Origin of the sequence: Conexibacter woesei Iso977N (assembly GCF_000424625.1) — a bacterium.
GTDB lineage: Bacteria > Actinomycetota > Thermoleophilia > Solirubrobacterales > Solirubrobacteraceae > Baekduia > Baekduia woesei_A.
Map to the genome: position 1 here is coordinate 374,698 of NZ_AUKG01000003.1, position 24,064 is coordinate 398,761.

Sequence of the window (24,064 nt, forward strand, 5' to 3'; positions counted from 1 at the left end):
AACGCATGCCCAAGACCGTCACCGTCACCGGCGCCGCCGGTGCCATCGGATACGCCCTCCTGTTCCGCATCGCCTCCGGCCAGCTGCTGGGGCCGGACGAGAAGATCAAGCTCAAGCTGCTGGAGATCGAGCCCGCGCTGAAGGCTGCTGAAGGCACCGCGATGGAGCTCGTCGACTGCGCGTTCCCGCTGCTGGAGTCGATCGACATCACCGCCGACCCCAACGAGGCGTTCGACGGCGCGAGCGTCGGCCTGCTGGTCGGCGCCCGCCCGCGCACCGCGGGGATGGAGCGTGCCGACCTGCTCGAGGCCAACGGCGCGATCTTCAAGCCGCAGGGTCAGGCGATCAACGCCCACGCGGCGGACGACATCAAGGTCCTGGTCGTCGGCAACCCGGCCAACACCAACGCCTTGATCGCGCAGTCCAACGCGCCGGACGTCCCGGCCGACCGCTTCACCGCGATGACGCGCCTGGACCAGAACCGCGCCTACGGGCAGCTGGCGTCCAAGCTCGGCGTCGCGCTGACCGACATCGAGAACCTCGTCATCTGGGGCAACCACTCCCCGACGATGTTCCCGGACCTGTTCAACGCCACCGTCAACGGCAAGCCGGCCGTCGAGGTCGTCGACGACATGGCGTGGTACGAGAACGAGTACCTGCCGAACGTCGGCAGGCGCGGCGCGGCGATCATCGAGGCGCGCGGCGCCTCGTCGGCCGCTTCGGCCGCCAACGCGGCGATCGACCACGTCCACGACTGGGTCCTCGGCGCGCCGGGCCGCGTGTCGATGGCGGTGCCGTCGCAGGGCCAGTACGGCGTCGAGGAGGGCATCATCTCCTCGTTCCCGGTCGAGGTGTCCGGCGACGGGTCCTACAAGATCGTCGAGGGCCTCGAGGTCGGCGAGTTCGCGCAGTCGAAGATCGACATCACCGTGAACGAGCTCAAGGGCGAGCGCGACGCGGTCCGCGAGCTGGGCCTGATCTAGTCCTACAGGTTGGTTGGCCGCCCCGGCGCGCGTGCTTTCGCCGGGGCGACCGACACCTAGGACTTGGCGGGCTCCATCGGATGCCAGCCCCTGCCCTCCTTGCGGATCTGCCCCTCCTTCTGGAGGCCGGGCAGGACGCGGTAGAGGTAGTTCTGCTGGATGCCCATCTGCTCGGCGATCTCGGGGATCGTGATGCCGGGGTTGGTCTGGACCAGCTCCAGCGCCTGCCTGCCGCGCGTGCCGGTGCCGCGCGGGCGCCCGCGGCGGCCGTTGCCGCTGCCGCTGCTGCTGCCGCCGGACCCGCCGGAGCCGGAGTTGCCCGACCCGCCACCGCTGCTGCTGCGGCGGCGCGAGGCGACGCCGGGCGCGGGCTGCGTGCCGACGCCGTCGAGCGCGGCGACCGCGGCTTCGAGACGGTGGAACTCGTCGACCAGTGGACGGAGCTCCTTGAGACGCTCCTGCATCTCGCGCCGCTTCTCGTCCAGGAAATCTGCCATGTCGGTTGAACTGCCTTCAGGTAGTTACTGTTACTGGAAGTTGTCAGTGTCACACGGACGGAGGTGGTGGTCAACTTGCGGCGCAAGGTGACATGCAGCACGACGACGCGGACCGGTGAGGCCGCGGCGCTGCTGATCGCGCAGCTGGACCTCGTGGCGCTGACGCTGCTCGGTGGCGCGGAGGCCGAGGCGTTGGCGGAGGACCTGGCCGGCGCGGCGGTCGCGCAGGGCTACGAGCCGCGCGTGCGCGCCGGTGGCTGGGCCGACGCGGCCGGGGCCGACCTGGTGGTGTTGGATGGTCTGCGCGACGACACGGGCGCAGAGATCGCCGCGCGCTGCGCGGGGGCGGTGGTGGTCGTGGCGTCCGGGGATCCGCTGGCCGACGTGGCGCGGCTGCTGGCCGAGACGCGGCTACCGCGTGCGCGGATCATCGGCGTGGACGTGGCGGGCAAGGGCGCGCTGACCGCGGCGGCCGAGGCGGTCCGGGTGGTCGACGCGGTCCTGCGCGACCGGCGCGGCGCGCTGGCGGTGGCGGTGCAGGCGCTGGAGGACGACGCGGTCGCGCTGCGCGACGCGCGGATCGGCGCGGGCGGGGTCCAGGCGATCCTGTAGGGGTCGCCCGGCGCCGCGGCGCGCCGCGCGTTAGCCGCGCGCTTCCTTCTCGGCCAAGGCCTTCAACTTGCGCAGGGACGCGTCGGCCTGCGTGCGCGGCTGGCCGCCGACGAGCGCGCGCGAGGCGACGGCGCCGAGCGGGCCGAGCGGGGCCTTGAACTCGTTGCGGTAGTCGAAGTGGGTGCCGCCCTTGCCGTTGTCGGCGAGGCGGTACTCGGTCTCGGCGTGCGAACGCGCGGGGCCGCGGCCCTTCCAGATCGCGTGGGTCGGCGCCTTGGACTTGTCCAGGTGCCAGTGGACCTTGAAGTTGGCGCCGCGGAGATGGAGCATCTGCACCATCTCGTCGTCCTCGTGGGAGATCAGGCGACGATGGATCGTCACCCACTCCTCCAGGCGGCGCGGGTCCATGACCAGCTTCCAGACGGCCTCGACGGGCGCGTCGATGTCGATAGTCGTGGACACTTCGCTCACTGCCGCCTCACCCTAGAGATACGGCGCTCAGCGCGCGCGGAGATCCTCGGTGGCTTCCCAGTCGCCCAGCGCGCGCTCGATCGCGGCGTCGAGCTTGTGCAGCCTGACGTCCAGCAGCTCGGGCGCGCGGGTGTCGCGGGGCAGGAGGTCGCCGCTGAGGCCCTCCATCAGCGGGCCGATGAGCGCGTGGTCCTCTCCGGCGATCGCGGCGGCGACGCGGGAGCTGACGGGCGTGAGCGCGAAGTTGAGGTTGATCGGCGGGCGGCCGAGGAGCAGCGCGTCGCGGATCCGGGTGATCAGCGCGCCGTAGCTGACGACCTCGGGGCCGGCGATGTCGAGGGAGAGCGGTCCTGTGATGGCGTTCGAGGTCGCGGCGGCCAGCAGGTAGGCGAGGACGTCGCGGCCGTCGATCGGCTGCGTGCAGTTGTCGCGCCAGTTGGGCAGCGGCATGACCGGGACGCGCTCGACGAGGCGCACGAGGAACCGGAACGAGCGCGAGCGCGCGCCGATGACGATCGAGGCCCGGAAGGCGACGGCTTCCGGCGCGGCGTGCAGCAGCGTTTCCTCGACCGCGAGGCGCGACGCGAGGTGCGTGGAGGCGGCGTAGGCGCTCGGGACGAGCCCGCCGAGGTAGACGACGCGCCGGACCCCGGCGCGCTGCGCGGCGTCCGCGAACAGCTCCGCGGAGCGCCGCTCGCGGGAGGCGAAGCCGTCGGCCTGCGGCGCCCCCGACTCCATCGAGTGGATCAGGTAGTAGGCGACGTCGATGCCGTCGAGCGCGCGGTCCAGGCCGGCGCCGGTGGTGGCGTCGCCGGTGACGACGTCCAAGTCCTCCATGTCGACGCCGGCGGCCGCGACGCGCTCCGGCGCGCGGGCGAACGCGCGCACGTCGTGGCCGACGGCGCGGAGGCGCGGCAGGAGCGCGGCGCCGACGTATCCGCTGGCGCCCGTGACGAGGACGTGGGCCATCGGGTCCCGGCATCGTGCCCGATCGCCGGGTTCGAACCAACACCTACATGTTGACTTAGCAGGTCCGGGTGGGGTGCGTCGGAGTTCCTGGCGATGTCCCCGCAAACACGGAGAAAAGGTGCCCGATTGCCGCTATGTGCAGGTATTTCGGAGCTTTTCCCGGCGTTTGCGGGATGGCGGTTTTCCGTCCGGGTGCAGATGTATGCGATTTGCGGGAACGCCCGTTGCAGCGCCCCTCCCGGACGTGCTTCGATGCTCGACGTCGTGAACGAGCTGTTGCATCAGAAGGAGACCCCAGGACGGATGTCGAAGGCGCGCGCCCGGAACAAGAAGCCGAGTTGCGAGGAGTGCTACTTCCGCTGCAACATGCTCTGCGCGCTTTCGGAGGACCGGCCCTGCTCGACCTTCCGCCCCGACCATCCGGAGGGGCTGCGGCCGCCGCGCCAGCTGCGCTTCAACCTGCGTGAGCAGGGTCGCACGACCGCCGCGTGGGCGTTCCCGTCCGCGCAGGAGCAGGCCGCGCTGCACGCGTAAGCCGGGGGCGCCGCCGCCCGTTAGGGTCGGGGCCATGAAGATCCGCGCCGCCGTCCTCGAGGAGTTCGCCAAGCCGCTCGTCGTCCAGGAGGTCGATCTGGACGGCCCGGGTCCCGGCGAGGTGCTGGTCCGGCTGCATGCGTGTGGCGTCTGCCACACCGACATGTACACGGCGTCGGGCGCCGATCCGTCCGGGTACGCGCCGACGGTGCTGGGGCACGAGGGCGCGGGCGTTGTTGAGGTGGTCGGCGAGGGCGTGACGGATCTCGCCGTCGGCGATCACGTCGTGACGCTGTTCTCGCCGCAGTGCCGGGAGTGCATCCACTGCAGGTCGGAGAAGACCAACCTCTGCCTGGCGATCCGCGAGCAGCAGAACTTGGGGTACTTGCCCGACGGGACGACGCGGCTGCATCGCGGCGAGGAGCGGATCCGGCACTTCATGGGGACCTCGACGTTCGCCGAGGCGACCGTGATGCCGGCGATCGCGCTGGCGAAGATCGACCCGGAGGCGCCGCTGGATGTCGTCGCGACGCTGGCGTGCGGCGCGACGACCGGGATCGGCGCGGCGCTCTACGTCGCCAGGGTGGAGCAGGGCTCCACGGCGGCGGTCTTCGGGGCCGGCCTGGTCGGGCTGGGCGCGGTGGCGGGCGCGCGGCTCGCGGGGGCCGAGCGGATCATCTGCATCGACTTGGACGAGGGCCGGCTGGAGCAGGCGCGGGCGCACGGCGCGACCGACACGTTCGTCGGCGGTCCGGACGCCGTTCAGGAGATCCTCGACATGACCGACGGCTTCGGGGCGGACTACACGTTCGAGGCGACCGGCAACGTGAAGGTGATGCGCCAGGCGGTCGAGTCGGCGCGGATGGGCTGGGGCCTGGCGACCGTCGCCGGCGTCGCCGGGAAGGGCGAGGTCCTGGAGACGATCCCGCGCTACCTCATCACCGGCCGCCGCATCGCCGGAGCCTCCTTCGGCGGCGCCAAGGGCCGCGACCGCGTCCCCGAGCTCGTCGACCTCTACATGAACGGCGACCTCGACCTCGAGTCCTTCGTCACCAACCGCATCGCGCTGGACGACATCAACGACGCCTTCGCGGCGATGGACCGGCACGAGGGCGTGCGGACGGTCATCACCAAGTTCTAGGACTCGGTACACACGGCCCTGAGCGCTGCGGGCGCCGCCACTACTCGCGACCGCGGACGTCGCCGCCTACGCGCCGACGTCGTGGCAACTGATCCTTATTGCCTCGGTGCCGCCACGGCCAGCGGTCTTTGCCGCCACCCGCCGCGGCCGTGCCTCGGGCCTGTCCGCATGTCGTAGGACTCGCTACACACGGTCCCGCGACCGTTCGCAGTATGCCGCCGCCGGCGCGCGGCAGCGCCCACACGCGACCCGACGCCGCCTATCCACGCACGAGGTCTGACGCGGCAGCCGGTAGCGGATTCTAGGGGTGCGCAGGTGGCCAATGGTGAGTGGCGACCTCCCAACCTGCGCGCACTGTGCGGTCACCTGGCCCCGCGAGCTGCGCTTCTCGGAAAAGCACGATTCTGACCTCTGAGCAGGCGCGAAGTCATCTTCCGCGGCGGCTGACTTTACGGGCCTCGACAGTAACTGCGAGTCGCTCAGCGACGGAGAGCGCTAGCCGCGCCTGAGGCGACCCGGATAAGGTCGCAGGCGTGAGCGACGTAGATCCTTTGGCGAGCTCTCGGCGCCGCCTCGCCCGCGCGAAGACCCACCTCGACGAGTTCTTCGCCGAAATCATCTCCCTGTTGGAGAACGCAGGCGTGGAGCAGACGAAATCCGTCGCCGATGACCTGACGCACACGTGGACGTTCACCAACATCCCCACCTTCCCGGAGGAACTTGGCGAGCTCCTTAGTGAGGCGATCCACAACCTCCGGTCGCCGCTGGACCACATCGCCTGGGGCTTCGCACGCCTCCATAACGATCCGCCCCCGTCGAACACAGCGTTTCCATTCTGTTTGACGCGGGACGAGTGGGAGCGTGCGATGAAGGGTTCGCTGAAGGGCGTACGGCGTGACGCAGTTGAGGTCATCGACCGCTTCCAGCCCTACCACAGCGCGAATCCGAAGGCCAGCATCCTGTGGATGCTGAATCGCATGTGGAATGAGGACAAGCACCGTGTGCCCCACGTTGCTGCCGCGATCATTGTTCTGGCACAGGCCGTGATCCACGAGATGACCGGCGGCGGGATGTATCGGATGGTCCCTCCCGACCCAATCGTCGACGGAATGGGAGAGATGAAGGTTCTGCCGCCGCCGCCCGGTCCTGACGGAGAACTGTCAATGAACATCGACTTGCACCTGGGGTTAGGTGTCACGGTCGCTGACGGCGTCGCTCGCGGTCAAATCCTCAACCAGTTTCTGCCCCAAATCATGGGCTATCTCGACTCGCAAGTGTTGCCCGCGTTCGAGGCGCTTCTAGAGTCGGAGGGCTAGCGCGAGCGGAAGCCGGCGCGGTAGCGGGAGCGGCGCCGTCGGGCGGCAGATTTTGCAGCGCCCCCAACCTCCGGCGATGGGCCCGTCGCCGACGGCGTAGCGGCGATTGCTGGCTGCCCCTTGTAGCCATAGTGCAAGACGTGGCAGGAGGGTTACGTCGTCGTGCGGGCGAGAAATGGCCGGATGGAGGTTCGATGACGTCTTCGACTTGGTGACCCAAAACACGGCCCGGTGCGGTCGAGAACCCGGCGCGGGTATCAGGCCGGCCGAAGGGTTCGAGCTGATCGTCATCAGCGCGCCGAGGCCAGGGGGCGCCTCTGTGAAGTGGCTTTACGGTGAGTCGATCTAAAGTGGGATCGGCGCGCGCCGGGCCGACATTCGGACCTACGCGCGGCGGGGTGCGGCGGGGAAGAGGCTGCGGAGGAGGTGGAGGGGGCGGGCCGGGGTCGGCTCGCGGGAGGTGATGTGGGTCGCGCGCTCCTGCAGCAGTGACACGGCGTCGGCGGTAGGCACGAAGGGATCCGCGAACCAGCGGGCGTCGTGGATGTCGACGGCGGCGATCAGGTTGCCTGATCGTTCGGCGACGAGGTGCGGGCCGGGCGTCAGGCGCTGGGAGTCCAGCGAGGCCAGGCGCTTGAGCGACGCGAGGTCCGAAGGGGTCGCTCGGCGGATCGTGATGGGGAGGGGGAGGAGGTCATGGGAGCATGTTCCGGGCTCGACCTCATCATGTCCAATGATGACTTGACCTAGCTGGCATCATGTTCCGTGATGCTCGACCTCAAGCTGCTCACGACGTTCCGTGAAGTCGCGCACAAGCGCTCGTTCAGCGATGCCGCGGTCACGCTCGGCTACACGCAGCCCGCGGTCTCGCAGCATGTGTCGCGCCTTGAGGCGACGCTCGGCGTCAGGCTCCTGGAGCGCGACGCGCGCGGCGTGCACCTCACCCCGGCGGGCGAGCTGCTGCTCACGCGCGCGGCGGCGCTGCTGGACCAGGCGCGGCGTGCGGAGGACGACGTCCGCGAAGCGGCCGGCGCGGGCCGGCCGTGCGTCCGGATCGGCGCGTTCGCCACGCTCGCGGGCGGGCTGCTCCCGGGCGCGACGCGCGACCTCCGCGCACGCCGCCCCGACCTCCGCCTCGAGGTCAAGGTCTTCGAGCCCGAGGACTCGATCGACGAGCTGCTCGCCGGCCGCCTCGACGTCGCCACGCTGATCGACTCCGAGCTGATGCCGCTGGCCGTCCGCGACGGCGTCGAGCACGTCTTCCTCTGCGACGACCCGCTGTTCGTCGTCATGGGCTCCGACCACCCGATGGCCGGCCGCCCGAGCCTCGGCCTCGAGGAGCTGTCCGAGGAGGGCTGGCTGATGCCCGACGTCGGCGGCACCTGCCCGGACTCCAACATCGTGCTGCGCGCCTGCCGCGACGCCGGCTTCGAGCCCGACGTCCGCCTCGCCTTCGACGACTACCCCGCGCTGCAGGGGATGGCGGCGGCGGGGGTCGGCGTCGCGCTGCTCCCGAGCCTCGCGACCGCGAACCTGCGCTCCGACGTCGCGGTCATCCCGCTGCGCGGCACGCCGCCCGCGCGCCGGATCCAGGCGGCGATCCGGATCGGCGAGAACGACGAGCTCGTCGACCACGTCATCGAGGCCCTCCGCGCCGCCGGCCGCGCGCTCCCCACCGGCCGCGCGCTGACCGCCGTGGCATAGGCCTCGTGCCGCTGCAAAACGCCTGACGGGTTTACTCTCCCGCCCCGAGGAGAACCGAAGGGGTCGAAGTGCGGATCACGGTGCTGGGCAAATCGCCCTCCTGGCAGGACGCCGGAGGGGCATGCAGCGGCTACCTCGTCGAGGAGGCGGGGACCTTCCTGCTGCTCGACTGCGGCAACGGCGTCTTCTCCAAGCTGCGCCGCTACCGCGACTACGTGGCGATCGACGCCGTCGTCATCAGCCACCTGCACGCCGACCACTTCCTGGACCTCGTCCCCTACGCCTACGCGCTGACCTACGCGCCGCGCCAGCAGCCGGTGCCGGTCGACCGCTGGCCCGGGACCGACGCGCCCGCCAAGCCCAAGCTCTACGCGCCTCGCGGCGCGCGCCAGACGTTCCGCAGGATCGTCGGCTCCTGGGGCGCGGAGGACCTGATCGACAACGCGTTCGACATCCACGAGTACGTGCCGGGCGAAGAAGTACATGTTGGTCCGATGAGCCTCACGTTCCACGAGGTCCCGCACTGGCTGCCCACCTGCGCGGTCGACATCGCGTCCACGCAGAACGGCTCCGGCCGCTTCACCTACGGCGCCGACACCGCGCCGACCGACGAGCTCGTGAGGTTCGCGGCGAACACCGACCTCCTGATGATCGAGGCGACGCTGCCGCGCCCCGAGCGCGACGGCATCCGCGGCCACCTCACCCCGGAGGAGGCCGGCGAGCACGGCTCCCGCGCCAAGGTCGGCCGCCTCGTCATCACGCACTTCTCCGACGAGATGGACGAGCTCTGGGCCCGCCGGGAAGCCGAGCGCGCGTTCGAAGGACCCGTGTCGGTCGCCCGCGAGGGCGCCGTCTACGAGGTCTAGCGGTACATTCGGGCACGTGCCTCCTGAGCGCGACCTCTTCGCCAACTTCGAGCGCATGCGCCGTGAGATGGACGAGCTGTTCGGCGACGTCTTCGGCGGCGGTGTCCTCGGCCCGCGCCATCGCGGTGGCTTCTCGCCCGCGGTCGACGTCTTCTACGAGGGCGATCCGCCGCGCGCGGTCGTGCATGCCGAGCTGGCAGGGATCGACCCGGACGAGATCGGGCTGGAGATCGAGGGGCGCGAGCTGGTGATCGCCGGCCACCGCCGGCCCGCCGACGCCGAGGGCCGCGTCTACCAGCAGCTCGAGATCGACTTCGGCCCGTTCCGGCGCGTCATCCCGCTCGGCGCCGACGTCGTCGCCGACGCGGCGCGCGCCACCTACCGCGACGGGATCCTGCGCGTGGAGCTGCCGCTGCAGCGGCCCGAGCCGCGCGCCCGGCGGGTGCCGATCGAGGTACCCGTCGAGGACGAGGTGTAGGTCATGATCGAGATCAGCGCGGAGGGCGACGGTCACGCGATCGAGGTCGGGTCGCGCGCCGCGAGCATCCCGAAGCTCCTGCCGGTCCTGCCGCTGCGCGAGTCGGTCCCGCTCCCGGACACGCTGACGCCGCTGGCGATCGGCCAGGAGCGCTCGATCGAGCTGATCAACGACGTCCTGGCCGGCGACCGCCTGCTCGTGATGGTCGCGAGCAGGAACCCCGAGCTGGAGGCGCCCGGACCGGACGACCTCCACGACGTCGGCGTCGTCGGCTCGGTCGCGCGAATGCTCAAGATCCCTGACGGGACGCTCCGGATCCTCGTCCAGGGCGCCCAGCGGGTGAAGATCACCGACTGGGCGACCGAGACGCCGTACCTGAAGGCGTCGATCGAAGAGCTTCCCGATGTCGTCGAAGAATCGGCCGAGCTGACCGCGCTGACGCGCAACGTGCAGGAGACGTTCACGCAGATCGTCGAGCACGTCCCGTACCTCCCGGAGGAGCTCACGCTCGCGGTCACCAACGTCGACGACCCGAGCACGTTGTCGCACTTGATCGCTGGCTCGCTGCGCCTGCCGACCGAGGAGAAGCAGGCCCTGCTGGAGGAGGTCGACGTCGGCAAGCGCCTGCGCCGCCTCGCCGAGGCGCTGGCCCGCGAGCTGCAGGTCATCTCGATCGGCTCCGAGATCCAGAACCAGGTCCAGTCCGAGATCGACAAGGGCCAGCGCGAGTACGTCCTGCGCCAGCAGATGAAGGCGATCCAGGACGAGCTGGGCGAGTTCGACGAGTCCGCCCTGGAAGCGCGTGAGCTGCACGAGCAGCTCGACGACGTCGCGCTGCCCGCCGAGGTCCGCAAGCAGGTCGACCGCGAGCTGCGCCGCCTGGAGCAGCTGCCCCAGCAGGCCGCCGAGCACGGCGTGATCCGGACCTACCTGGAGTGGATCGCCGCGCTGCCGTGGGGCGTCAGCACCGAGGACGACCTCGACCTCGCGCACGCCCGCGAGGTGCTCGACGCCGACCACTACGACATCGAGCAGGTCAAGGACCGGATCCTGGAATCCCTGGCGGTCCGCAAGCTCAAGCCCGACGCGCGCGGCTCGATCCTCTGCTTCGCGGGACCGCCCGGTGTCGGCAAGACGTCGCTGGGCCGGAGCGTCGCCCGCGCGCTCGGGCGCAACTTCGAGCGCATCTCCGTCGGCGGTGTCCGCGACGAGGCCGAGATCCGCGGCCACCGCCGGACCTACATCGGCGCGATGCCCGGGACGATCGTGCGCGCGCTGCGCGACGCCGGGTCCGACAACCCGCTGTTCATGATCGACGAGATCGACAAGATGGGCGCGGACTTCCGGGGCGACCCGAGCAGCGCGATGCTGGAGGTCCTGGACCCCGAGCAGAACGCGACGTTCCGCGACCACTACCTCGACGTCCCGTTCGACCTGTCCAAGGTGATGTTCATCTGCACGGCGAACGACCTCGACCGGATCCCGGGGCCGCTGATCGACCGCATGGAGATCATCCAGCTCGCCGGCTACACCGAGGACGAGAAGCTCCAGATCGCCAAGCGCTACCTGGTCCCGCGCCAGATCGAGCGCAACGGCCTGAAGAGGTCGTGGCTGTCGATCGGCGACAAGGCGCTGCGGCGCGTCATCGGCGACTACACGCGTGAGGCCGGCGTGCGCGGGCTGGAACGCGAGATCGGGACGATCTGCCGCAAGGTCGCGCGCCAGGTCGCCGAGACGGCCGACGGCAACGGGAAGGTCGCGACGAAGCCGAGGAAGACGACCGTCACGCCCGAGCTGGTCCGCGAGCTGCTCGGCCGTCCCAAGGTCCACTCCGAGGCGCGCCGCCGCACGGCCGCGCCCGGTGTCGCGACCGGGCTGGCGTGGACGCCGGTCGGCGGCGACGTGCTGTTCATCGAGGTCTCGGCGACGCCCGGGTCCGGGAAGCTGCTGCTGACCGGCCAGCTCGGCGACGTCATGAAGGAGTCCGCGCAGGCCGCGCTGACGTGGGTCAAGGCCCACGCCCACGAGGTCGCGCCCGAGCTGCCCGACGCCTGGTTCGCCGATCACGACCTGCACGTCCACGTGCCCGCGGGCGCGACGCCCAAGGACGGCCCGAGCGCCGGCATCACGATGGCGACCGCGCTGGCGTCGCTGATCTCCGGCCGGACCGTGCGCGAGGAGGTCGCGATGACCGGCGAGATCACGCTCACGGGACAGGTCCTCCCGATCGGTGGGCTCAAGGAGAAGGCGCTCGCAGCGCAGCGCAACGACATCCGGACGGTGATCGCGCCGGCCCTCAACGAGGCCGACGTCGAGGACATCCCGGAGCACCTGCGCAAGCGCCTGGAGTTCGTCTGGGTCTCCGAGATCGGCGACGTGCTCGGCGCCGCGCTCGCAGAACGCTGACTGAGTTCACGCCCCGGGCGGGTATGCTCGCCGAAAGAGCCACCTGACCCCGACCCGAAGAGGGAGCTGCATGGCCAAGAAGAACAAGGCGGCAGTCGCCGCCGGCGCCGTCGAGGCGGCCCGCTCCAACCCGTACGTCCAGCGCGTGATCGAGGACGACGACCTCCAGGACAACGTCCGCGTTGCCTTCGATGCCGCTCGTGACGCGTACGACCGCCTGTCCTCGTCGAAGTCGGCGAAGAAGACGATCCAGAACGACAAGAAGCTGCACAAGGACCTGCAGGTCGCCGCGGAGGCCTTGAAGGAGGCCGGCGCGTCGCTCAGCAACCCCAAGAAGAAGTCCAAGAAGCGCAGGGGCGGCCTCGGCCGCAAGCTGCTGATCCTGGGCGTCGCCGGTGGTCTGGCGATCGCGCTGTCGGCCGATCTGCGCTCCAAGGTCCTCGACGCGCTGTTCGGCGCCGAGGAGGAGTTCGACTACACGTCGACCACGACGCCGTCGGCCGCGCCGACGACGGGCGCGACGGCCTAGCGGCTCTCACACCCCTCGTAGTTGTAGGTCTTTCGAAGGGCGCTCCGCATGTGCGGGGCGCCCTTCGTCGTGGTTGGCCGGCCAGCCAGGCGTTCGTCTAAGGTGGTCTTCGAGATGGAGGCCTCGGCGACCCAGCGCACGCTCAGCGGCGAGAAGGCGCAGCGGATCGTGGACGCGATGCGCTCGTCGGTCGCGCTGCGCGGCGTCGCGGGCTCGACGTTCGACCACGTCGCGCGCGACGCCGGCGTCTCCCGCGGGTTGTTGCACTACTACTTCGGCTCGAAGGAGCGCCTGCTGGCCGAGGTCGTCCGGCGCGACACCGAGCTGCGGATGGCGCGCCTGGACGACCAGCTGGCGCGCGCGTCGTCGGCCGCGGACTTCATCGAGATGCTGCGCTCGACGCTCGAGGCGATGCTGCGCGACGACACCGAGTTCCTCACGTTGGCCTTCGAGGTCTTCACGCTGTCGCGCCGCAACCCGGACATCGCGGCCGAGTACCAGCAGCTGGTCCGCCGGACGCGCGAGCAGGTCGCCGCCGTCCTGGCGGCCAAGCAGGACGCGGGCATCCTGACGCTGCACGGCGACCCGGAGGCGATCGCCGAGATCATCTTCGGCCTCGGCGACGGCCTGGCGCTCCGCCTCCTCGGCGAGCCGGGCCGCGACCACCGCGCGACGGTCGACGCCGGCACGCGCGCGGTGGCCGCCCTGATCGGCTAGCCGATCAGCCGTACCAGACGTAGGGCTGGGCGGCGGGGCCGCCGGCCGGGAACGTGTACTTCAACAGCATGCCCGCGCCGCCCGGGTTGAGCAGGAACACGGCGCCGTTGGGGATCGGCGCGCAGCCCGCGCCGACCTTCGCCGCGACGAGGACCTGGCCGGGGTTGCCCGGGAACGACACGCTGCCGTCGGTCCTGGCGAGGTTGGACGGGTTGGTGTGCAGGCCCGGCGTCATGCCCGTGAACGTCGAGCACGCCCTGCCGGCGAGCGAGATCGTGCAGCTGATGCCGGTGATGGCCATGCTCGTGACGCCGCCGTCGGCGGGGGCGACGATCGGGCCCGCGTAGGCGCCCGGGCCGACGCCGGTGTCGAAGCTCGCCGCCGCGCAGGCGATCGTTGTCGGCACGCCGGCGGTCCTGCAGCCGGTGAAGCCGGGCGTCGCCGACGCGAACCCGACCCACGGGTTGGTCCCGGCCGCCGGCGACGGGTTGACGTTGCCGCTGAAGATCATGCCGGTGCAGGCGATCCTCACGGCGCCCGCGTTGATGTCGATGAAGACCGCGGTCGTGGCGGTCAGGACGTAGGCCCCGGCGTTGCCCGAGTGCCAGTCGGGTGCGGCGGAAGCGGACGTGGGGGCGGCGGCGAGCGCGATGAGCGCGCAGGCCAGGACGACCATGCGGGTGAGCTTGGCCATGGTGGGTTCCTCCTTGTGGGAAAGGTCCCCTGCGCTCAGCTATCAGCATCAGCGACCGAGATGGCGCCTCGCAAGAGCCAGCTGGCCGAGCGGCGGCGCTGCGGGCGCGCCGCCGCTGGCCCGGCGGTCCGGGCTACCTCTTCCTCTTGGCCCTGGCCGGCTTCCTCCTGGTGGCCCTCTTGGCCGCGACCTTCAGCGTGGCCTTCCTGCCGCGGGTGTTGTCGCCCTTGAGGCCGGTGACGGTGATCGTCGCGCGGGTCGCGCTGGCGACCGCCGGGATCGCGAGGCGGGTGCCCTTCTGGCGGACCATGATCACGCGGCCGTCGGAGAGCGTTGCGCGGATCTCGTAGCGCTTGGCGTTCTTGGCCGTCGACCAAGTGATGGTCATGGCCTTGGTCCCGCGGGTCGCCCTGAGGTGCTTGGGCGTCGCGGGCTTGGGCGGCGGCGGTGCGACGTAGCTGGCGACCGTCAGGTTCTTGCGCGGCTTGCCGTAGGAGGCGACCATCGCGATGATCCTGCGCGTCCCGCCGGGGCCGTCGGCGGGCGTGAAGCGCAGCGTGCCCTCGCTGCCGTGGGCCTTGCCGAGCGTCTGCGCGGCGCCCTTGCCCTGCTCGGCGAACGTGACCACCTGGCCGGGGACGGAGTTCACCTTGTAGGTCAACTCGCGCTTGCCGCCGGACGCCTTCCTGACGTGCGCGGTGACCTGCGGCTGCTCCAGCCCGTCGGCGCTCTGGACGCCGGTGATCGCGACCGAGTCGGGCTGCGGGACGACCTGCCACGCGCCCGCCGCCGGCTTCTTGACCACGAAGTACGTGGTGTTGCTGGTCGCGTCGTGGAAGGCGATCGCCCCCGGCGTCTGCAGCGGGCCGGTCGCGGGCGCGTCGACCCGGACGCCGCCCGGCCCGACGAGGCTGACGTGCGGCGGCGCGCCGTTGCCCTGGACGCCGACGACGCCGGTCGGCGCGTCCCTGCCGAACGTGACGGTCCGCGGTGCGCCCGCCTGCGCGGCTGCGGCGACGGCCTTGAACGGCCCGACGTCGCAGCCCCTGAACATGAACTCCAGGTCGCCGTCCCAGCGGTAGCCGGCGCCGAAGTCGGCGAGCGTCGTCCTCACGCAGCCGGCGAAGCCGACGGAGCTGAACACGACCTCACCGCCCGCGCAGCCGAGGTCGCCGAGGCAGATCCTCGCGCTGGCGTCGACGTTGAACGCCGACTTGAACAGCCAGCCGTTGATGTTGGCGTCGGCCTCGAACGCGCCGTCCCTGTAGCCGAGCTGGCCGCCGAAGGCGACGTAGCCGTTGGTGCGCAGCTCGAAGAACGCGCTGCCGACCGGGATCTTGACGAGCGAGACCCTGCCGTCCGCGCGCAGGATCGCGGGGTCGGTGAGCGTGAACGTCAGGTCGCCGTCGACGCTGACCGCGGCGACGCCGCCGATCTGCGGCCCGGCGTTGATCGTCACGCCGCCGGTCAACCGCAAGGGGTTGGTGAACAGGCCGAAGCGGATGTGCTTCAGGTAGGTCGCGCCGAGCGGATCCAGGACGATGCCCGGGCCGGGGAGCGTGAGGTCGTTCTGGAGGTAGTCGAGGTTGCCGTGGGTGAAGCTGATCTTCGACTCCAGCGACGGGCCCGGGGGCTGGGGCGGCAGGATCAGGGTCGCGCCGCCGGCCCAGTGCACGGTGTCGGCGTCGTAGTCGAAGAACAGGTCCTTGATCTCCAGCGGCCCGATCAGCGCGTCGCCGACCTTGACGTGCAGCTCGCGCAGGTGGATGCCCGCGATGTTGTCGGCGCGGATCGTGACGTCGCCGGTCACGCCGCCGAACAGCGCGGGCAGGCCGAGGTGCACGGGGATCTCCGCGCCGCCGTTCTTGAAGTTGATCGACGCCGAGCCCTTGAGCGGGAAGCCGAGCAGGTCGCCGCCGCCGGAGACGTCGATCGTGCCCAGCGACGCGGTCGAGCCCCTCGGCAGCGTCCAGTTGATCGGCGCCCTGTAGAGGACGACGTCGCCGACCTTGACGGTCACGCTGGCGCCCGAGGTCGTGATCGTCCGGGCCCTCGGGTCGAACTTCATCTGGCCCGAGCCCAGCTCGATCCGCAGGCCGTTGATCTTCACGCCGCCGGTCGCGACGTAGGCGCTGCCGACGCGCCTGAAGCAGACGTCGGCGATCACGTCGACCGCGCCGAACGACAGCGTCTGGCAGGCGCCGGGCGGGGTCGGGACGGTGGGCGTCGTGCCGGGCAGCGTCACGCCGCCGGGCAGCGAGACGCCGGGCGGCGGCCTGACGAACAGCGAGGTCGCGAGGTCCGGCAGCGCCTGCATCATGATCGCCGGGTTGCGGGCGCCGGGGGCGACGTCCTCCCAGATCGCGTTGCCGGCGTAGCCGTCGTCGACCGTGCGCGCGACGACCTTGAGGTCGCCGAGCTGGAAGTTCGGGCCGGGGACGATCGTCTGCTGGTCGCCCCAGAGCTGGCCGCCATTGGCCGACGCGCGGTAGCTCAGCCCGCTGTTGGCGTCGATGAACAGCGTGTGGAGGATGCCGTTGGCGTCCTCGGTGATGTCGCGCGCGTTGCCGGCGATCGCGCTCGCGCCGACGGCCAGCGCGGGGCCGAAGGTGTTGTTGTCGGTGTTGATCGAGCGCGTGTAGTACGTGTTGCTGCCGGCGTCGCGGTAGAGCATGAACGTCCCGTTGGCCCCGGTGACGAGGCGCGGCCTCTCGGCGCCGGGGATCGCCACCTGCGGCGCCCAGCTCGTCGCGATGTTGGGGTTGTTGCTGCACGGGTTGCCGGTGCAGGTGTAGGTCCGGAAGTACGACGTCCCGTTGGCGTCGGCCCACGCGGCGGCGAACTTGCCGGGCCCGACGAAGACGATCGACGCGTCGTAGGAGTTGTAGTTGGACAACTGCGCGTAGGTGGTCTCGTACCCCTGCGGGGCGCCGTTGCCGGCCAGCGCCGCGGCCTGGAAGCGGATGCCGCCGGTCGGCGCGGAGATCGTCAGGACGCGGCTGAGGCTGGCGTCGTAGGCGATCGGCGTCGGGACCGCGGCCGCGCCGGGCTGGACGCTGCCGATCGGCGTCGGGCCGGTCCAGGACCCGGGCGCGCCGCCGTCGTCCGAGACGTAGGCGAAGTCGGTGTCGGCGCCGGCGCGGCCCGCGATCGTGCCGCAGCAGCGATGGGTGACCAGCAGGACGTCGCCGTTGGTCTCGACGAAGACGTGCGGGCCGGCGAAGTCGTGGTTGCCGCCGCTCGCCGAGTTGCCGGATGGCGTGAACGTCTGCCCGTTCGTGCAGCCCGTCCCGCCCAGCGGGATCTGGCAGTAGTTCAGGACGTCGGCCGAGTTGCCGTCCGTGTTGTCCGTGTTCCAGACGACGTGCGTGACGCCGTCGCGGTCGACGACCGCGTCCGGGTAGTTGCCGGAGGCGATCTGCGATGCCGCGTGGGCGGCGGCCGGGACGGCGAGCGTGAGGACCAGCAGCAGCGCGGCGAGCGCGATGCGCCGGAAGGCAGGAGAAGAGGCGGGCATCACCGGCCACCATCCCGCGCGCGAGACGGTGTGCCTACCGTCGTTTGGGTGGGTCTGGACGCAAGTTGGCGCGCAGCCGTCGTGGCCAAACCTCCACATCCCGTGCCGGAACTTGCGCGCAAGCTGCGGGAAACCGTGCAGATGCGGCAACGGTGTGGACAACCGCACCGGATACCGGCAGTCTGGCGCTCTCCTGCCGATGACCGAGCGTCCGGACCCATACCGCAGCGTCGCGCGTGAACTCCTGTGCGTGCTGGCCGACGAAGGCCGGCCGATGAGCCTGCGCGAGCTTCAGCAACCCGGCAAGCTGCCCGGCGGCGACGCCGCGTTCCAGCTGTCGGTCGCGCGGGTCGCCGGGTTCGTGCGTACGGTGCCCGGCACGGTCGGCGACGATCCGGGGGTCGCCCCGCAGCGGGAGCCCTGCTACCAGCCGACGACGCTCGGCTGGATGATCGCGCGCAGGACGTCGCGCGCCGGCGCGCTGGCCCGCCAGCTGCGGGCCAACGACGACGCCCCGTGGGCGCCGGATCGCCCGGAGCAGTCGGCGCGCGCCGCGCGCCGCCGCGTCGCCTAGAGGCTGCCCGGCAGGTCGCCGGGGTTCGCGCTGCGCGAGCGCCAGTGCTCGGGCAGGTCCGGGTGCTCGAGGAACAGCAGGTGGTCGTCGGTGCCCGACGCGGCGACCGCGTCCCAGACGAGCGTCAGCGCGGCGTCGAGGTCGTCGGCCTCGACGGTGACGTCGAACGCGCCGTCCGCGTCGGCCTCGCCGACGCTCGCCTCGTCCGGCAATGCGTCCGCAAGCGCGGCGCGCGCCTCTTCGTCGCGCGGCGTGCCGCCGTGCTGTTCCAGGAGTCCGATCTCGAAGGTGGGCATGGCGCGAGTCCTACCCGGCGACCTTCGGTGAGACCCAGGGACGCGCGAGGCGCAGCGACAGCTCGTCGGCGAGCTGGTCGATCGGGATCCGCTCCTGCTGCAGCGAGTCGCGGTCGCGGACGGTGACCGTGCGGTCCTCGAGCGACTCGTGGTCGATCGTGATGCACCACGGCGTGCCGATCTCGTCCTGGCGGCGGTAGCGCTTGCCGATCGAGCCGCCCTCGTCGTACTCGGTCTGCATGCGCGCCTTCAGCAGCGACTGGACCTCGGCCGCCAGCTCGGGCTGGCCGTCCTTCTTGACGAGCGGCAGGATCGCGGCCTTGACCGGCGCGAGCTTCGGGTGGAGACGCAGAACGGTCCGGATGTCGGACTTCTCGGCGGTCCCGAGCTCCTCCTCGTCGTAGGCGTCGGCGAGGAAGGCGAGCATCGAGCGGCCGACGCCGGCCGCGGGCTCGATGACGTGCGGGACGTAGCGGCCCAGCTCGGGGTCGACGACCTCGATCGCCTTGCCCGAGCCGTTGCCGTGCGCGGTCAGGTCGAAGTTGCCGCGGTTGGCGATGCCCTCGAGCTCCGACCAGCCGATCGGGAACAGGTACTCGACGTCGGCGGTGCCCGACGAGTAGTGGGAGAGCTCGTCCTCGTCGTGGTCGCGCAGGCGCAGGTGGTCCGGGCGCAGGCCGAGCTTCACGTACCAGTCGAAGCGCGCCTGCTTCCAGTGCTCGTACCAGTCGGCGGCCTGGTCCGGCGGGACGAAGAACTCCATCTCCATCTGCTCGAACTCGAGCGTGCGGAAGATGAAGTTGCCGGGCGTGATCTCGTTGCGGAACGACTTGCCGACCTGGGCGATGCCGAACGGCGGGCGCCTGCGGGCGAAGGTCAGGACGGTCTTGAAGTCCAGGAAGATGCCCTGCGCGGTCTCGGGGCGCAGGAAGACGCGGGTGCCGCCGCCCTGGACGGGGCCGATCGCGGTCTCGAACATGAGGTTGAACTCACGCGGCTCGGTGAGGTCGCAGTCGGGCGTGTCGCCGGGCAGCTGGGAGGGCTTGCGCCCGCAGCGGATCTCGGGCTGGGAGTCCGGGTTCTCACGGGCTTCCGCGAGGTGGTCGGCGCGGAAGCGCTTCTTGCACGTCTTGCAGTCGACGAGCGGGTCGGTGAAGCCGGCGAGGTGGCCGCTCGACTCCCAGGTCTTGGGGTGCTGGATGATCGCGGAGTCCAGGGCGACGACGTCGTCGCGCTCCTGGAGCATCGCGTCCCACCACGCGTCGACGACGTTGCGCTTGAGCAGCACGCCGTAGTGCCCGTAGTCATAGGTGTTGGCGATGCCGCCGTAGATCTCGCTGGCGGGGAAGATCAGGCCGCGGCGCTTGCACAGCGCCACGATCTTGTCCATCGTCACGACGTCCTGGGTGGGCACGCGCGCCACTTTACCCGCGGGCGTTGTTCGACCCGTTGCCGTTCCGGCAGGCAGCGCGCTGGCACTCGTATAATGCGAGTGCCAATGCCCATCTACGAGTACCGCCGACCCAACGGGACGACCTTCGAGGTCATGCAGAGGATGACCGACGATCCCTTGACGCACGACCCGGACACGGGCGAGCCGGTCGAGCGCGTCTTCCACCCGGTGGCGGTCCACTTCAAGGGCAAGGGCTTCTACAACACCGACTACGGGACCAAGAGGCGCAACCGCGAGCTGCGCGAGTCCGCCGAGTCGGGGGCCGACAGGTACGAGGCCGGGCAGGCGGAGAAGAGGAAGGAAGCCAGGGACGCGAAGTCCTCGACGTCCTCCTCCGACTCCACTGCGAAGCCCGCGAAGTCCTCGGGCTCGGGCGACGGCAAGAAGCCGGCGGCCAAGAAGCCCGCGAAGAAGTCGTAGGCGCGTTACGGTCGCTTCATGGCCGTCAAGCACTGGATCCGCTTCGCCATCTTGGTCGTGCCCGTCGGCGTCGTCATCGGGCTCGTGCAGCACCACCGCGCGTCGCGCGCGACGGTCGGCAAGGTCACCCAGGCCGTCTTCTTCGATCACCGCGGCGCCGATCGCGTCACGGTCGGCGGGCGGGCGTTCCACGTCTCGCGTCACGTCGTGCAGGGCCACCCGCTGATCGTGGCGGTCGCGTCCGACACCAAGGGCCTCAACGACGGAACGGTCAGCCGGGTGTCATCCCGCGGCAGGCTCCAGCTGAGCTGGACGGCGGCCGAGAGCGGTCCGGTCCGCGCTCGCTTCGTCGACGCCGGTGGGCATCAGACCGTCATCGTCGGCGACATGACCGTCGCGACCGAGCGCGCGATGTCGAACCTCGCGGCGCGGCTGGCGTCCTAGGGCCTAGCCCCTCAGGAAGCGCGCGACGTCGCGCTGCTTCTCGGCGTCGGAGACGTGGAGGCCGGCGCCGCCGTCGGGTGCGGTTTCTGCGCCGTCGGGCTTGAGAATGTGGGTCGGCGGGGTGCCGCCGGTGGCGAGCGCGCCGAAGAGGCCGAGGAGGGTCGGGCCCGACATGTCGCTCTTGAGCGCCTTGGGCGCGTTCCAGGCGATCCAGGGCAGGCGGGGGAACGCGAACGGCGAGGCCACGCGTGACTTCATCGCGCTGAGGATCTTCTGCTGGCGGCGTGCGCGGGTGAGGTCTGACTCGGCCTTGTTGCAGTCGTTGTGGCGGGTCCGCGCGAGGGCGAGCGCCTGCTTGCCGCTGATGTGCGTCTTGCCGTTCTTGAGGCGCAGCGTGTAGCCGCCGTTCCTGCTGCCGCCGTTGATCCGGCTGACGACGCAGGAGCCGTTGTAGGTGATCCCGCCCATCGCGTCGATGAGGTCCGGGAAGTTGGAGAAGTTGACCTCGATCAGGTGGTTGACCTTGATCCCGAGGTACTGCTCGATCGTCTGCACGGCGAGCTTGTCGCCGCCGAAGGCGTAGGCCGCGTTGATCTTGTTGAGCCCGTGGCCGGGGATGTTGACGATCGTGTCGCGCGGGATCGACAGGCGCGCGTTCTTGCCGCCGCCGACGCGCATGAGCAGGATCGAGTCGCTGCGGCTCGGGCCGCCGACGTCGGCGCCGGGCTCCTTGGAGCCCTTCGTGCGCGCGTCGGAGCCGAGCACGAGGACCGTGTTCGGGCTCGTCAGCGGGAAGCCGGCGCCGCCGAGCGAGACCTTCCCGGAGAGGTCGCCCTGCTGGAGCTGGGCGGAGATCAGGAACAGGACGAGCGACAGCGCCAGCCAGCCGATGACGGCGAGGACGATCCACCTGACGACGCGGCCGATCGTGAGCGCGCGGCCGACGCCGACGCGCGGGCGGCGCGGCAGGCCGGGGAGCGGGAGGCGGCGCCGGCGCGGAGCGCGGCGGAAGTCCTTGCGGCCGGGCTCGTCGTCTCCGGGGTGGTCGTGCGCGTCGCGCTCGCCCGCGCGGTCGCGGTCGCGCTCCGGGAGGTCCGGGAAGTCGTCCAGCACCGACCCGCCGCCGCGCTTGAGGAAGCTCGGTCCGGAGCGGTACTTCTTGTACTCGGGCGGGGGATCGGAGGGGTTCACGGTGTTGCGGGTAGGGTGAGGGCCATGTCCGCCGGGTGCGTGATCGGCGTCGATCTCGGCGGAACGAAGTTGCTCGCTGGGGTGGTGGACGCCGACCTGAACGTCCATCACCGCGTCTTCCGGCATGCCCGCGAGGGCAGGTCCGGCGACGAGCTGCTCGACGTCATCGTCGCGGCGGTCGACGAGGCGCGCGAGGCAGCGGGTGGAGAGGTTAGGGCAGTCGGCTTGGGTGTCCCGTCGTTGGTGGATCCTGCAACCGGTGTTGCCAACACCACGGTCCACCTGCCGTTGCGGGATGTTCCGTTAAGGGATGTGATGGCGGAGCGGCTCGGGCTGCCGGTCGCGGTCGACAACGACGCCAACGCGGCGATGGTCGCGGAGCTGCGCGCGGGCGCCGCGCGGGGTGCTTCCTGCGCCGCGCTGCTGACGCTGGGCACCGGGATCGGCGGCGGGATGGTCGTGGACGGCGCCGTCGTCCGGGGCGCGCACGGGGGCGCGGGCGAGTGGGGGCACATGGTCATCGCCGCCGACGGGCCGCTTTGCACGTGCGGGAACCGGGGGTGCCTGGAGATGCTGGTGAGCGGCTCTGCGCTGGGCCGCGCCGCCGCGGAGGCCGCGGCGTCGCTCCCGGACTCCGGGTTCGGGCGCGCGCTGGAGGCGGGGACGGCGATCACGGGGATGCTCGTGACCGAGCTGGCCCACGACGGCGACCCGGTCGCGCGGGATGTCGTCGCGCGGATGGGGCACTACTTGGGGGTCGGGATCGCGAACGTGGTGAACATCCTGAACCCGTCGGTCGTCGTCGTCGGCGGGGGCGTGATCGCGGCGGGGGAGATGCTGCTGGCCCCGGCGCGCAGGGTCGTGGCCGAGCGGGCGCTGGCGCCGTCCCGGGACCAGGTGGAGATCCGCGCGACGCGCTTCGGCGACGCCAGCGGGATGATCGGCGCGGCGATCCTGGCGCAGGACCTGGCGGCGTCGCGATGAGCGAGTCCGGGCGGTTGGTGGTGTGCCCGACCCCGATCGGGAACCTGGAGGACATCACGCTGCGGGTGCTGGCCGCGTTGCGCGAGGCGGACGTCGTCGCCTGCGAGGACACGCGCCACACGCGGGTGTTGTTGGACAAGTACGGCGTCTCGGCCCGGACCGTGAGCTACCACGAGCACAACGAGGCGGGGCGCTCGTCGGAGCTGGTGTCGCGCATGCAATCGGGAGAGACGGTGGCGCTGGTGAGCGACGCCGGCATGCCGCTGGTCAACGACCCGGGGTTCGTGCTGGTGCAGGCGTGCGTCGCGGCGGGGATCGGGGTGGAGGTGCTGCCGGGACCGTCGGCCGCGTTGACCGCCTTGGTCGCGTCCGGGTTGCCGTCGGGGACGTGGCGCTTCGTGGGGTTCCTGCCGCGCAAGGTCGGCGAGTTGTCGTCCTTGCTCTCCTCCGCCGCGGAGACGTTGGTGGCCTTCGAATCGCCCCGCCGCCTCTCGGCCTCGCTCGCGACACTCGCCTCACTCGACGCCGACCGCCCGGTCGCGGTGTGCCGCGAGCTGACGAAGCTCCACGAGGAGATCCTGCGCGGCACGGCTTCGGAGTTGTTGCAGCACTTCACGGAGACCGAGCCGCGCGGGGAGATCGTGGTGGTCATCGGGGCGGCGTCGGAGGAGACGGCGTCGCTCGGCCCGGCGCTGGACGCCTTGTCGCGGCTGGTCGAGGCGGGCGCCAAGAAGCGCCCGGCGGCGGGCGTCGTCTCCGACCTCACCGGGATCCCGGCGAACACGCTGTACCGGGCGCTGACCGAGGGCGGCTAGCCCGGGCCCGGGCGCGGGCTGAGCCTGCAGCCGGGCGGCACGGCGTTCACGTCGGCCGCGAGCGTGACGCGGCGCCTCGTCTTCAGCCGGCCGTAGACGTTGATGGTCAACGTCACGCGGTCGCCGGCGCGGAGCCTGCGCAGCGAGGCGCGGTCGAAGTCGTTGTAGAGCGTCTGGCGGTAGCAGTGCCCGGCCGACTCCCTCATCTTGACCGGCGCGTGGTCGCTGTCGCTCCCGGGGATCGAGAACTCGGCGTGCGCGCCCGTCCGGTCCGGGGCGGTCGGGAGCGTCCGGTCGAACCGGACGCGCACCTCGAAGGTCGTGCCGATCTTGACGGCGACGGGTGCGCCGACGATCCGAGGGTGCGCCTTCGACAGCGCGGGCGCGACGACGGGGAGGGCGAGCGGCATCGTCGACATCGTGCCCGTTTGCGACGGAACGGCAACGACTCCG

25 protein-coding genes are annotated in these 24,064 nt (G+C 71.1%); 16 read left to right on the forward strand and 9 right to left on the reverse strand.

What is annotated here, in order from left to right; all coding sequences use genetic code 11:
* The first annotated feature begins 5 nt into the window (after nucleotides 1-5).
* Nucleotides 6-983, forward strand: coding sequence for a malate dehydrogenase (locus H030_RS0123355; RefSeq protein ID WP_027007909.1), 978 nt, complete (start codon nucleotides 6-8; stop codon nucleotides 981-983).
* A gap of 56 nt (nucleotides 984-1,039) precedes the next feature.
* Here H030_RS0123355 and H030_RS0123360 read toward each other — a convergent pair whose 3' ends face one another.
* The gene (locus H030_RS0123360) at nucleotides 1,040-1,480 is read right to left on the reverse strand and encodes a winged helix-turn-helix domain-containing protein (protein ID WP_027007910.1); all 441 of its coding nucleotides are present in this window, start codon (nucleotides 1,478-1,480) and stop codon (nucleotides 1,040-1,042) included.
* 87 nt (nucleotides 1,481-1,567) lie between these two features.
* Between H030_RS0123360 and H030_RS0123365 the strand changes: the two genes are divergently transcribed.
* Nucleotides 1,568-2,092 (forward strand): hypothetical protein, encoded by a 525-nt coding sequence (locus tag H030_RS0123365; protein ID WP_155892237.1) that lies wholly within the window; start codon nucleotides 1,568-1,570, stop codon nucleotides 2,090-2,092.
* Between the two features lie 30 nt (nucleotides 2,093-2,122).
* Here the strand turns inward: H030_RS0123365 and H030_RS0123370 are convergent, their stop codons facing one another.
* Both H030_RS0123370 and H030_RS0123375 read right to left on the reverse strand, forming a co-directional pair.
* Complete coding sequence (locus H030_RS0123370; protein ID WP_081691084.1) at nucleotides 2,123-2,563, reverse strand: SRPBCC family protein; 441 nt, start codon at nucleotides 2,561-2,563, stop codon at nucleotides 2,123-2,125.
* Nucleotides 2,564-2,590: 27 nt separating this feature from the next.
* A complete protein-coding gene (locus H030_RS0123375) occupies nucleotides 2,591-3,532 on the reverse strand; it encodes an NAD(P)H-binding protein (protein ID WP_027007913.1) in 942 nt (313 codons plus the stop codon).
* A 252-nt stretch (nucleotides 3,533-3,784) separates the two neighbouring features.
* Between H030_RS0123375 and H030_RS0123380 the strand changes: the two genes are divergently transcribed.
* The 9 genes from H030_RS0123380 to H030_RS0123430 all read left to right on the forward strand — a co-directional run bounded on the left by H030_RS0123380 (nucleotide 3,785) and on the right by H030_RS0123430 (nucleotide 13,223).
* The gene (locus H030_RS0123380) at nucleotides 3,785-4,066 is read left to right on the forward strand and encodes a hypothetical protein (RefSeq protein ID WP_231398522.1); all 282 of its coding nucleotides are present in this window, start codon (nucleotides 3,785-3,787) and stop codon (nucleotides 4,064-4,066) included.
* Nucleotides 4,067-4,100: 34 nt separating this feature from the next.
* On the forward strand, nucleotides 4,101-5,207 hold the full coding sequence (locus H030_RS0123385; RefSeq protein ID WP_027007915.1) for an alcohol dehydrogenase catalytic domain-containing protein: 1,107 nt from the start codon (nucleotides 4,101-4,103) through the stop codon (nucleotides 5,205-5,207).
* A 533-nt stretch (nucleotides 5,208-5,740) separates the two neighbouring features.
* Nucleotides 5,741-6,523, forward strand: coding sequence for a hypothetical protein (locus H030_RS0123390; RefSeq protein ID WP_027007916.1), 783 nt, complete (start codon nucleotides 5,741-5,743; stop codon nucleotides 6,521-6,523).
* Between the two features lie 768 nt (nucleotides 6,524-7,291).
* Nucleotides 7,292-8,227 (forward strand): LysR family transcriptional regulator, encoded by a 936-nt coding sequence (locus H030_RS34605; RefSeq protein WP_051223530.1) that lies wholly within the window; start codon nucleotides 7,292-7,294, stop codon nucleotides 8,225-8,227.
* 80 nt (nucleotides 8,228-8,307) lie between these two features.
* Nucleotides 8,308-9,093, forward strand: a complete 786-nt coding sequence (locus H030_RS34610; RefSeq protein WP_196809248.1) for an MBL fold metallo-hydrolase — start codon at nucleotides 8,308-8,310, stop codon at nucleotides 9,091-9,093.
* Between the two features lie 16 nt (nucleotides 9,094-9,109).
* Nucleotides 9,110-9,571, forward strand: a complete 462-nt coding sequence (locus H030_RS0123415) for an Hsp20/alpha crystallin family protein (protein WP_027007917.1) — start codon at nucleotides 9,110-9,112, stop codon at nucleotides 9,569-9,571.
* 3 nt (nucleotides 9,572-9,574) lie between these two features.
* Nucleotides 9,575-11,977, forward strand: a complete 2,403-nt coding sequence (gene lon / locus H030_RS34615; RefSeq protein WP_051223531.1) for an endopeptidase La — start codon at nucleotides 9,575-9,577, stop codon at nucleotides 11,975-11,977.
* Nucleotides 11,978-12,047: 70 nt separating this feature from the next.
* Entirely contained in the window at nucleotides 12,048-12,506 is a 459-nt protein-coding gene (locus H030_RS0123425; RefSeq protein WP_027007918.1) for a hypothetical protein, read from the forward strand.
* Between the two features lie 114 nt (nucleotides 12,507-12,620).
* Nucleotides 12,621-13,223: a TetR/AcrR family transcriptional regulator gene (locus H030_RS0123430; RefSeq protein ID WP_196809249.1), complete on the forward strand. Its 603-nt coding sequence runs from the start codon at nucleotides 12,621-12,623 to the stop codon at nucleotides 13,221-13,223.
* 4 nt (nucleotides 13,224-13,227) lie between these two features.
* Here the strand turns inward: H030_RS0123430 and H030_RS0123435 are convergent, their stop codons facing one another.
* Both H030_RS0123435 and H030_RS0123440 read right to left on the reverse strand, forming a co-directional pair.
* Nucleotides 13,228-13,917 (reverse strand): hypothetical protein, encoded by a 690-nt coding sequence (locus tag H030_RS0123435; protein ID WP_027007920.1) that lies wholly within the window; start codon nucleotides 13,915-13,917, stop codon nucleotides 13,228-13,230.
* 133 nt (nucleotides 13,918-14,050) lie between these two features.
* A complete protein-coding gene (locus H030_RS0123440) occupies nucleotides 14,051-17,434 on the reverse strand; it encodes a hypothetical protein (RefSeq protein WP_027007921.1) in 3,384 nt (1,127 codons plus the stop codon).
* A gap of 199 nt (nucleotides 17,435-17,633) precedes the next feature.
* Here H030_RS0123440 and H030_RS0123445 point away from each other — a divergent pair, with 199 nt between their 5' ends.
* Nucleotides 17,634-18,008: a hypothetical protein gene (locus H030_RS0123445; RefSeq protein ID WP_155892238.1), complete on the forward strand. Its 375-nt coding sequence runs from the start codon at nucleotides 17,634-17,636 to the stop codon at nucleotides 18,006-18,008.
* Here H030_RS0123445 and H030_RS0123450 read toward each other — a convergent pair.
* Nucleotides 18,005-18,304 carry a hypothetical protein gene (locus H030_RS0123450; protein WP_027007923.1) on the reverse strand — a complete coding sequence of 100 codons (300 nt, stop codon included), beginning with the start codon at nucleotides 18,302-18,304 and terminating at the stop codon, nucleotides 18,005-18,007. The two genes, H030_RS0123445 and H030_RS0123450, sit on opposite strands and share 4 nt — an antisense overlap.
* Nucleotides 18,305-18,314: 10 nt before the next feature.
* The gene (locus H030_RS0123455) at nucleotides 18,315-19,694 is read right to left on the reverse strand and encodes a glycine--tRNA ligase (RefSeq protein WP_035129556.1); all 1,380 of its coding nucleotides are present in this window, start codon (nucleotides 19,692-19,694) and stop codon (nucleotides 18,315-18,317) included.
* A 108-nt stretch (nucleotides 19,695-19,802) separates the two neighbouring features.
* Here H030_RS0123455 and H030_RS39360 point away from each other — a divergent pair, with 108 nt between their 5' ends.
* Both H030_RS39360 and H030_RS0123465 read left to right on the forward strand, forming a co-directional pair.
* A complete protein-coding gene (locus tag H030_RS39360; protein ID WP_051223532.1) occupies nucleotides 19,803-20,177 on the forward strand; it encodes an FmdB family zinc ribbon protein in 375 nt (124 codons plus the stop codon).
* Between the two features lie 18 nt (nucleotides 20,178-20,195).
* The gene (locus tag H030_RS0123465; protein WP_027007925.1) at nucleotides 20,196-20,621 is read left to right on the forward strand and encodes a hypothetical protein; all 426 of its coding nucleotides are present in this window, start codon (nucleotides 20,196-20,198) and stop codon (nucleotides 20,619-20,621) included.
* 3 nt (nucleotides 20,622-20,624) lie between these two features.
* On the opposite strand, the gene H030_RS37780 is transcribed toward H030_RS0123465, so the two are convergent.
* On the reverse strand, nucleotides 20,625-21,812 hold the full coding sequence (locus H030_RS37780) for an LCP family protein (RefSeq protein ID WP_051223533.1): 1,188 nt from the start codon (nucleotides 21,810-21,812) through the stop codon (nucleotides 20,625-20,627).
* Between the two features lie 24 nt (nucleotides 21,813-21,836).
* On the opposite strand from H030_RS37780, the gene H030_RS0123475 reads away from it, so the two are divergent.
* Together H030_RS0123475 and rsmI are read left to right on the forward strand one after the other, a co-directional pair.
* Nucleotides 21,837-22,796 carry an ROK family protein gene (locus tag H030_RS0123475; protein WP_027007926.1) on the forward strand — a complete coding sequence of 320 codons (960 nt, stop codon included), beginning with the start codon at nucleotides 21,837-21,839 and terminating at the stop codon, nucleotides 22,794-22,796.
* Nucleotides 22,793-23,611, forward strand: a complete 819-nt coding sequence (rsmI, locus tag H030_RS0123480) for a 16S rRNA (cytidine(1402)-2'-O)-methyltransferase (RefSeq protein WP_027007927.1) — start codon at nucleotides 22,793-22,795, stop codon at nucleotides 23,609-23,611. Before H030_RS0123475 ends, rsmI begins: the two co-directional genes overlap by 4 nt.
* Here the strand turns inward: rsmI and H030_RS0123485 are convergent.
* Nucleotides 23,608-24,021 carry a hypothetical protein gene (locus H030_RS0123485; protein WP_155892239.1) on the reverse strand — a complete coding sequence of 138 codons (414 nt, stop codon included), beginning with the start codon at nucleotides 24,019-24,021 and terminating at the stop codon, nucleotides 23,608-23,610. The genes rsmI and H030_RS0123485 overlap by 4 nt on opposite strands.
* Nucleotides 24,022-24,064 lie beyond the last annotated feature (43 nt).

Excerpts from the sequence above, each read along its gene's own strand:
- H030_RS0123355 (WP_027007909.1), top strand. The coding sequence starts at position 6 with ATGCCCAAGACCGTCACCGTCACCGGCGCCGCCGGTGCCATCGGATAC.
- H030_RS0123360 (WP_027007910.1), bottom strand. The coding sequence starts at position 1,480 with ATGGCAGATTTCCTGGACGAGAAGCGGCGCGAGATGCAGGAGCGTCTC.
- H030_RS0123375 (WP_027007913.1), bottom strand. The coding sequence starts at position 3,532 with ATGGCCCACGTCCTCGTCACGGGCGCCAGCGGATACGTCGGCGCCGCG.
- H030_RS0123380 (WP_231398522.1), top strand. The coding sequence starts at position 3,785 with ATGCTCGACGTCGTGAACGAGCTGTTGCATCAGAAGGAGACCCCAGGA.
- H030_RS0123385 (WP_027007915.1), top strand. The coding sequence starts at position 4,101 with ATGAAGATCCGCGCCGCCGTCCTCGAGGAGTTCGCCAAGCCGCTCGTC.
- H030_RS34605 (WP_051223530.1), top strand. The coding sequence starts at position 7,292 with ATGCTCGACCTCAAGCTGCTCACGACGTTCCGTGAAGTCGCGCACAAG.
- lon (WP_051223531.1), top strand. The coding sequence starts at position 9,575 with ATGATCGAGATCAGCGCGGAGGGCGACGGTCACGCGATCGAGGTCGGG.
- H030_RS0123425 (WP_027007918.1), top strand. The coding sequence starts at position 12,048 with ATGGCCAAGAAGAACAAGGCGGCAGTCGCCGCCGGCGCCGTCGAGGCG.
- H030_RS0123430 (WP_196809249.1), top strand. The coding sequence starts at position 12,621 with ATGGAGGCCTCGGCGACCCAGCGCACGCTCAGCGGCGAGAAGGCGCAG.
- H030_RS0123435 (WP_027007920.1), bottom strand. The coding sequence starts at position 13,917 with ATGGCCAAGCTCACCCGCATGGTCGTCCTGGCCTGCGCGCTCATCGCG.
- H030_RS0123440 (WP_027007921.1), bottom strand. The coding sequence starts at position 17,434 with ATGCCCGCCTCTTCTCCTGCCTTCCGGCGCATCGCGCTCGCCGCGCTG.
- H030_RS0123445 (WP_155892238.1), top strand. The coding sequence starts at position 17,634 with ATGACCGAGCGTCCGGACCCATACCGCAGCGTCGCGCGTGAACTCCTG.
- H030_RS0123450 (WP_027007923.1), bottom strand. The coding sequence starts at position 18,304 with ATGCCCACCTTCGAGATCGGACTCCTGGAACAGCACGGCGGCACGCCG.
- H030_RS0123455 (WP_035129556.1), bottom strand. The coding sequence starts at position 19,694 with ATGGACAAGATCGTGGCGCTGTGCAAGCGCCGCGGCCTGATCTTCCCC.
- H030_RS39360 (WP_051223532.1), top strand. The coding sequence starts at position 19,803 with ATGCCCATCTACGAGTACCGCCGACCCAACGGGACGACCTTCGAGGTC.
- H030_RS0123465 (WP_027007925.1), top strand. The coding sequence starts at position 20,196 with ATGGCCGTCAAGCACTGGATCCGCTTCGCCATCTTGGTCGTGCCCGTC.
- H030_RS0123475 (WP_027007926.1), top strand. The coding sequence starts at position 21,837 with ATGTCCGCCGGGTGCGTGATCGGCGTCGATCTCGGCGGAACGAAGTTG.
- rsmI (WP_027007927.1), top strand. The coding sequence starts at position 22,793 with ATGAGCGAGTCCGGGCGGTTGGTGGTGTGCCCGACCCCGATCGGGAAC.
- H030_RS0123485 (WP_155892239.1), bottom strand. The coding sequence starts at position 24,021 with ATGCCGCTCGCCCTCCCCGTCGTCGCGCCCGCGCTGTCGAAGGCGCAC.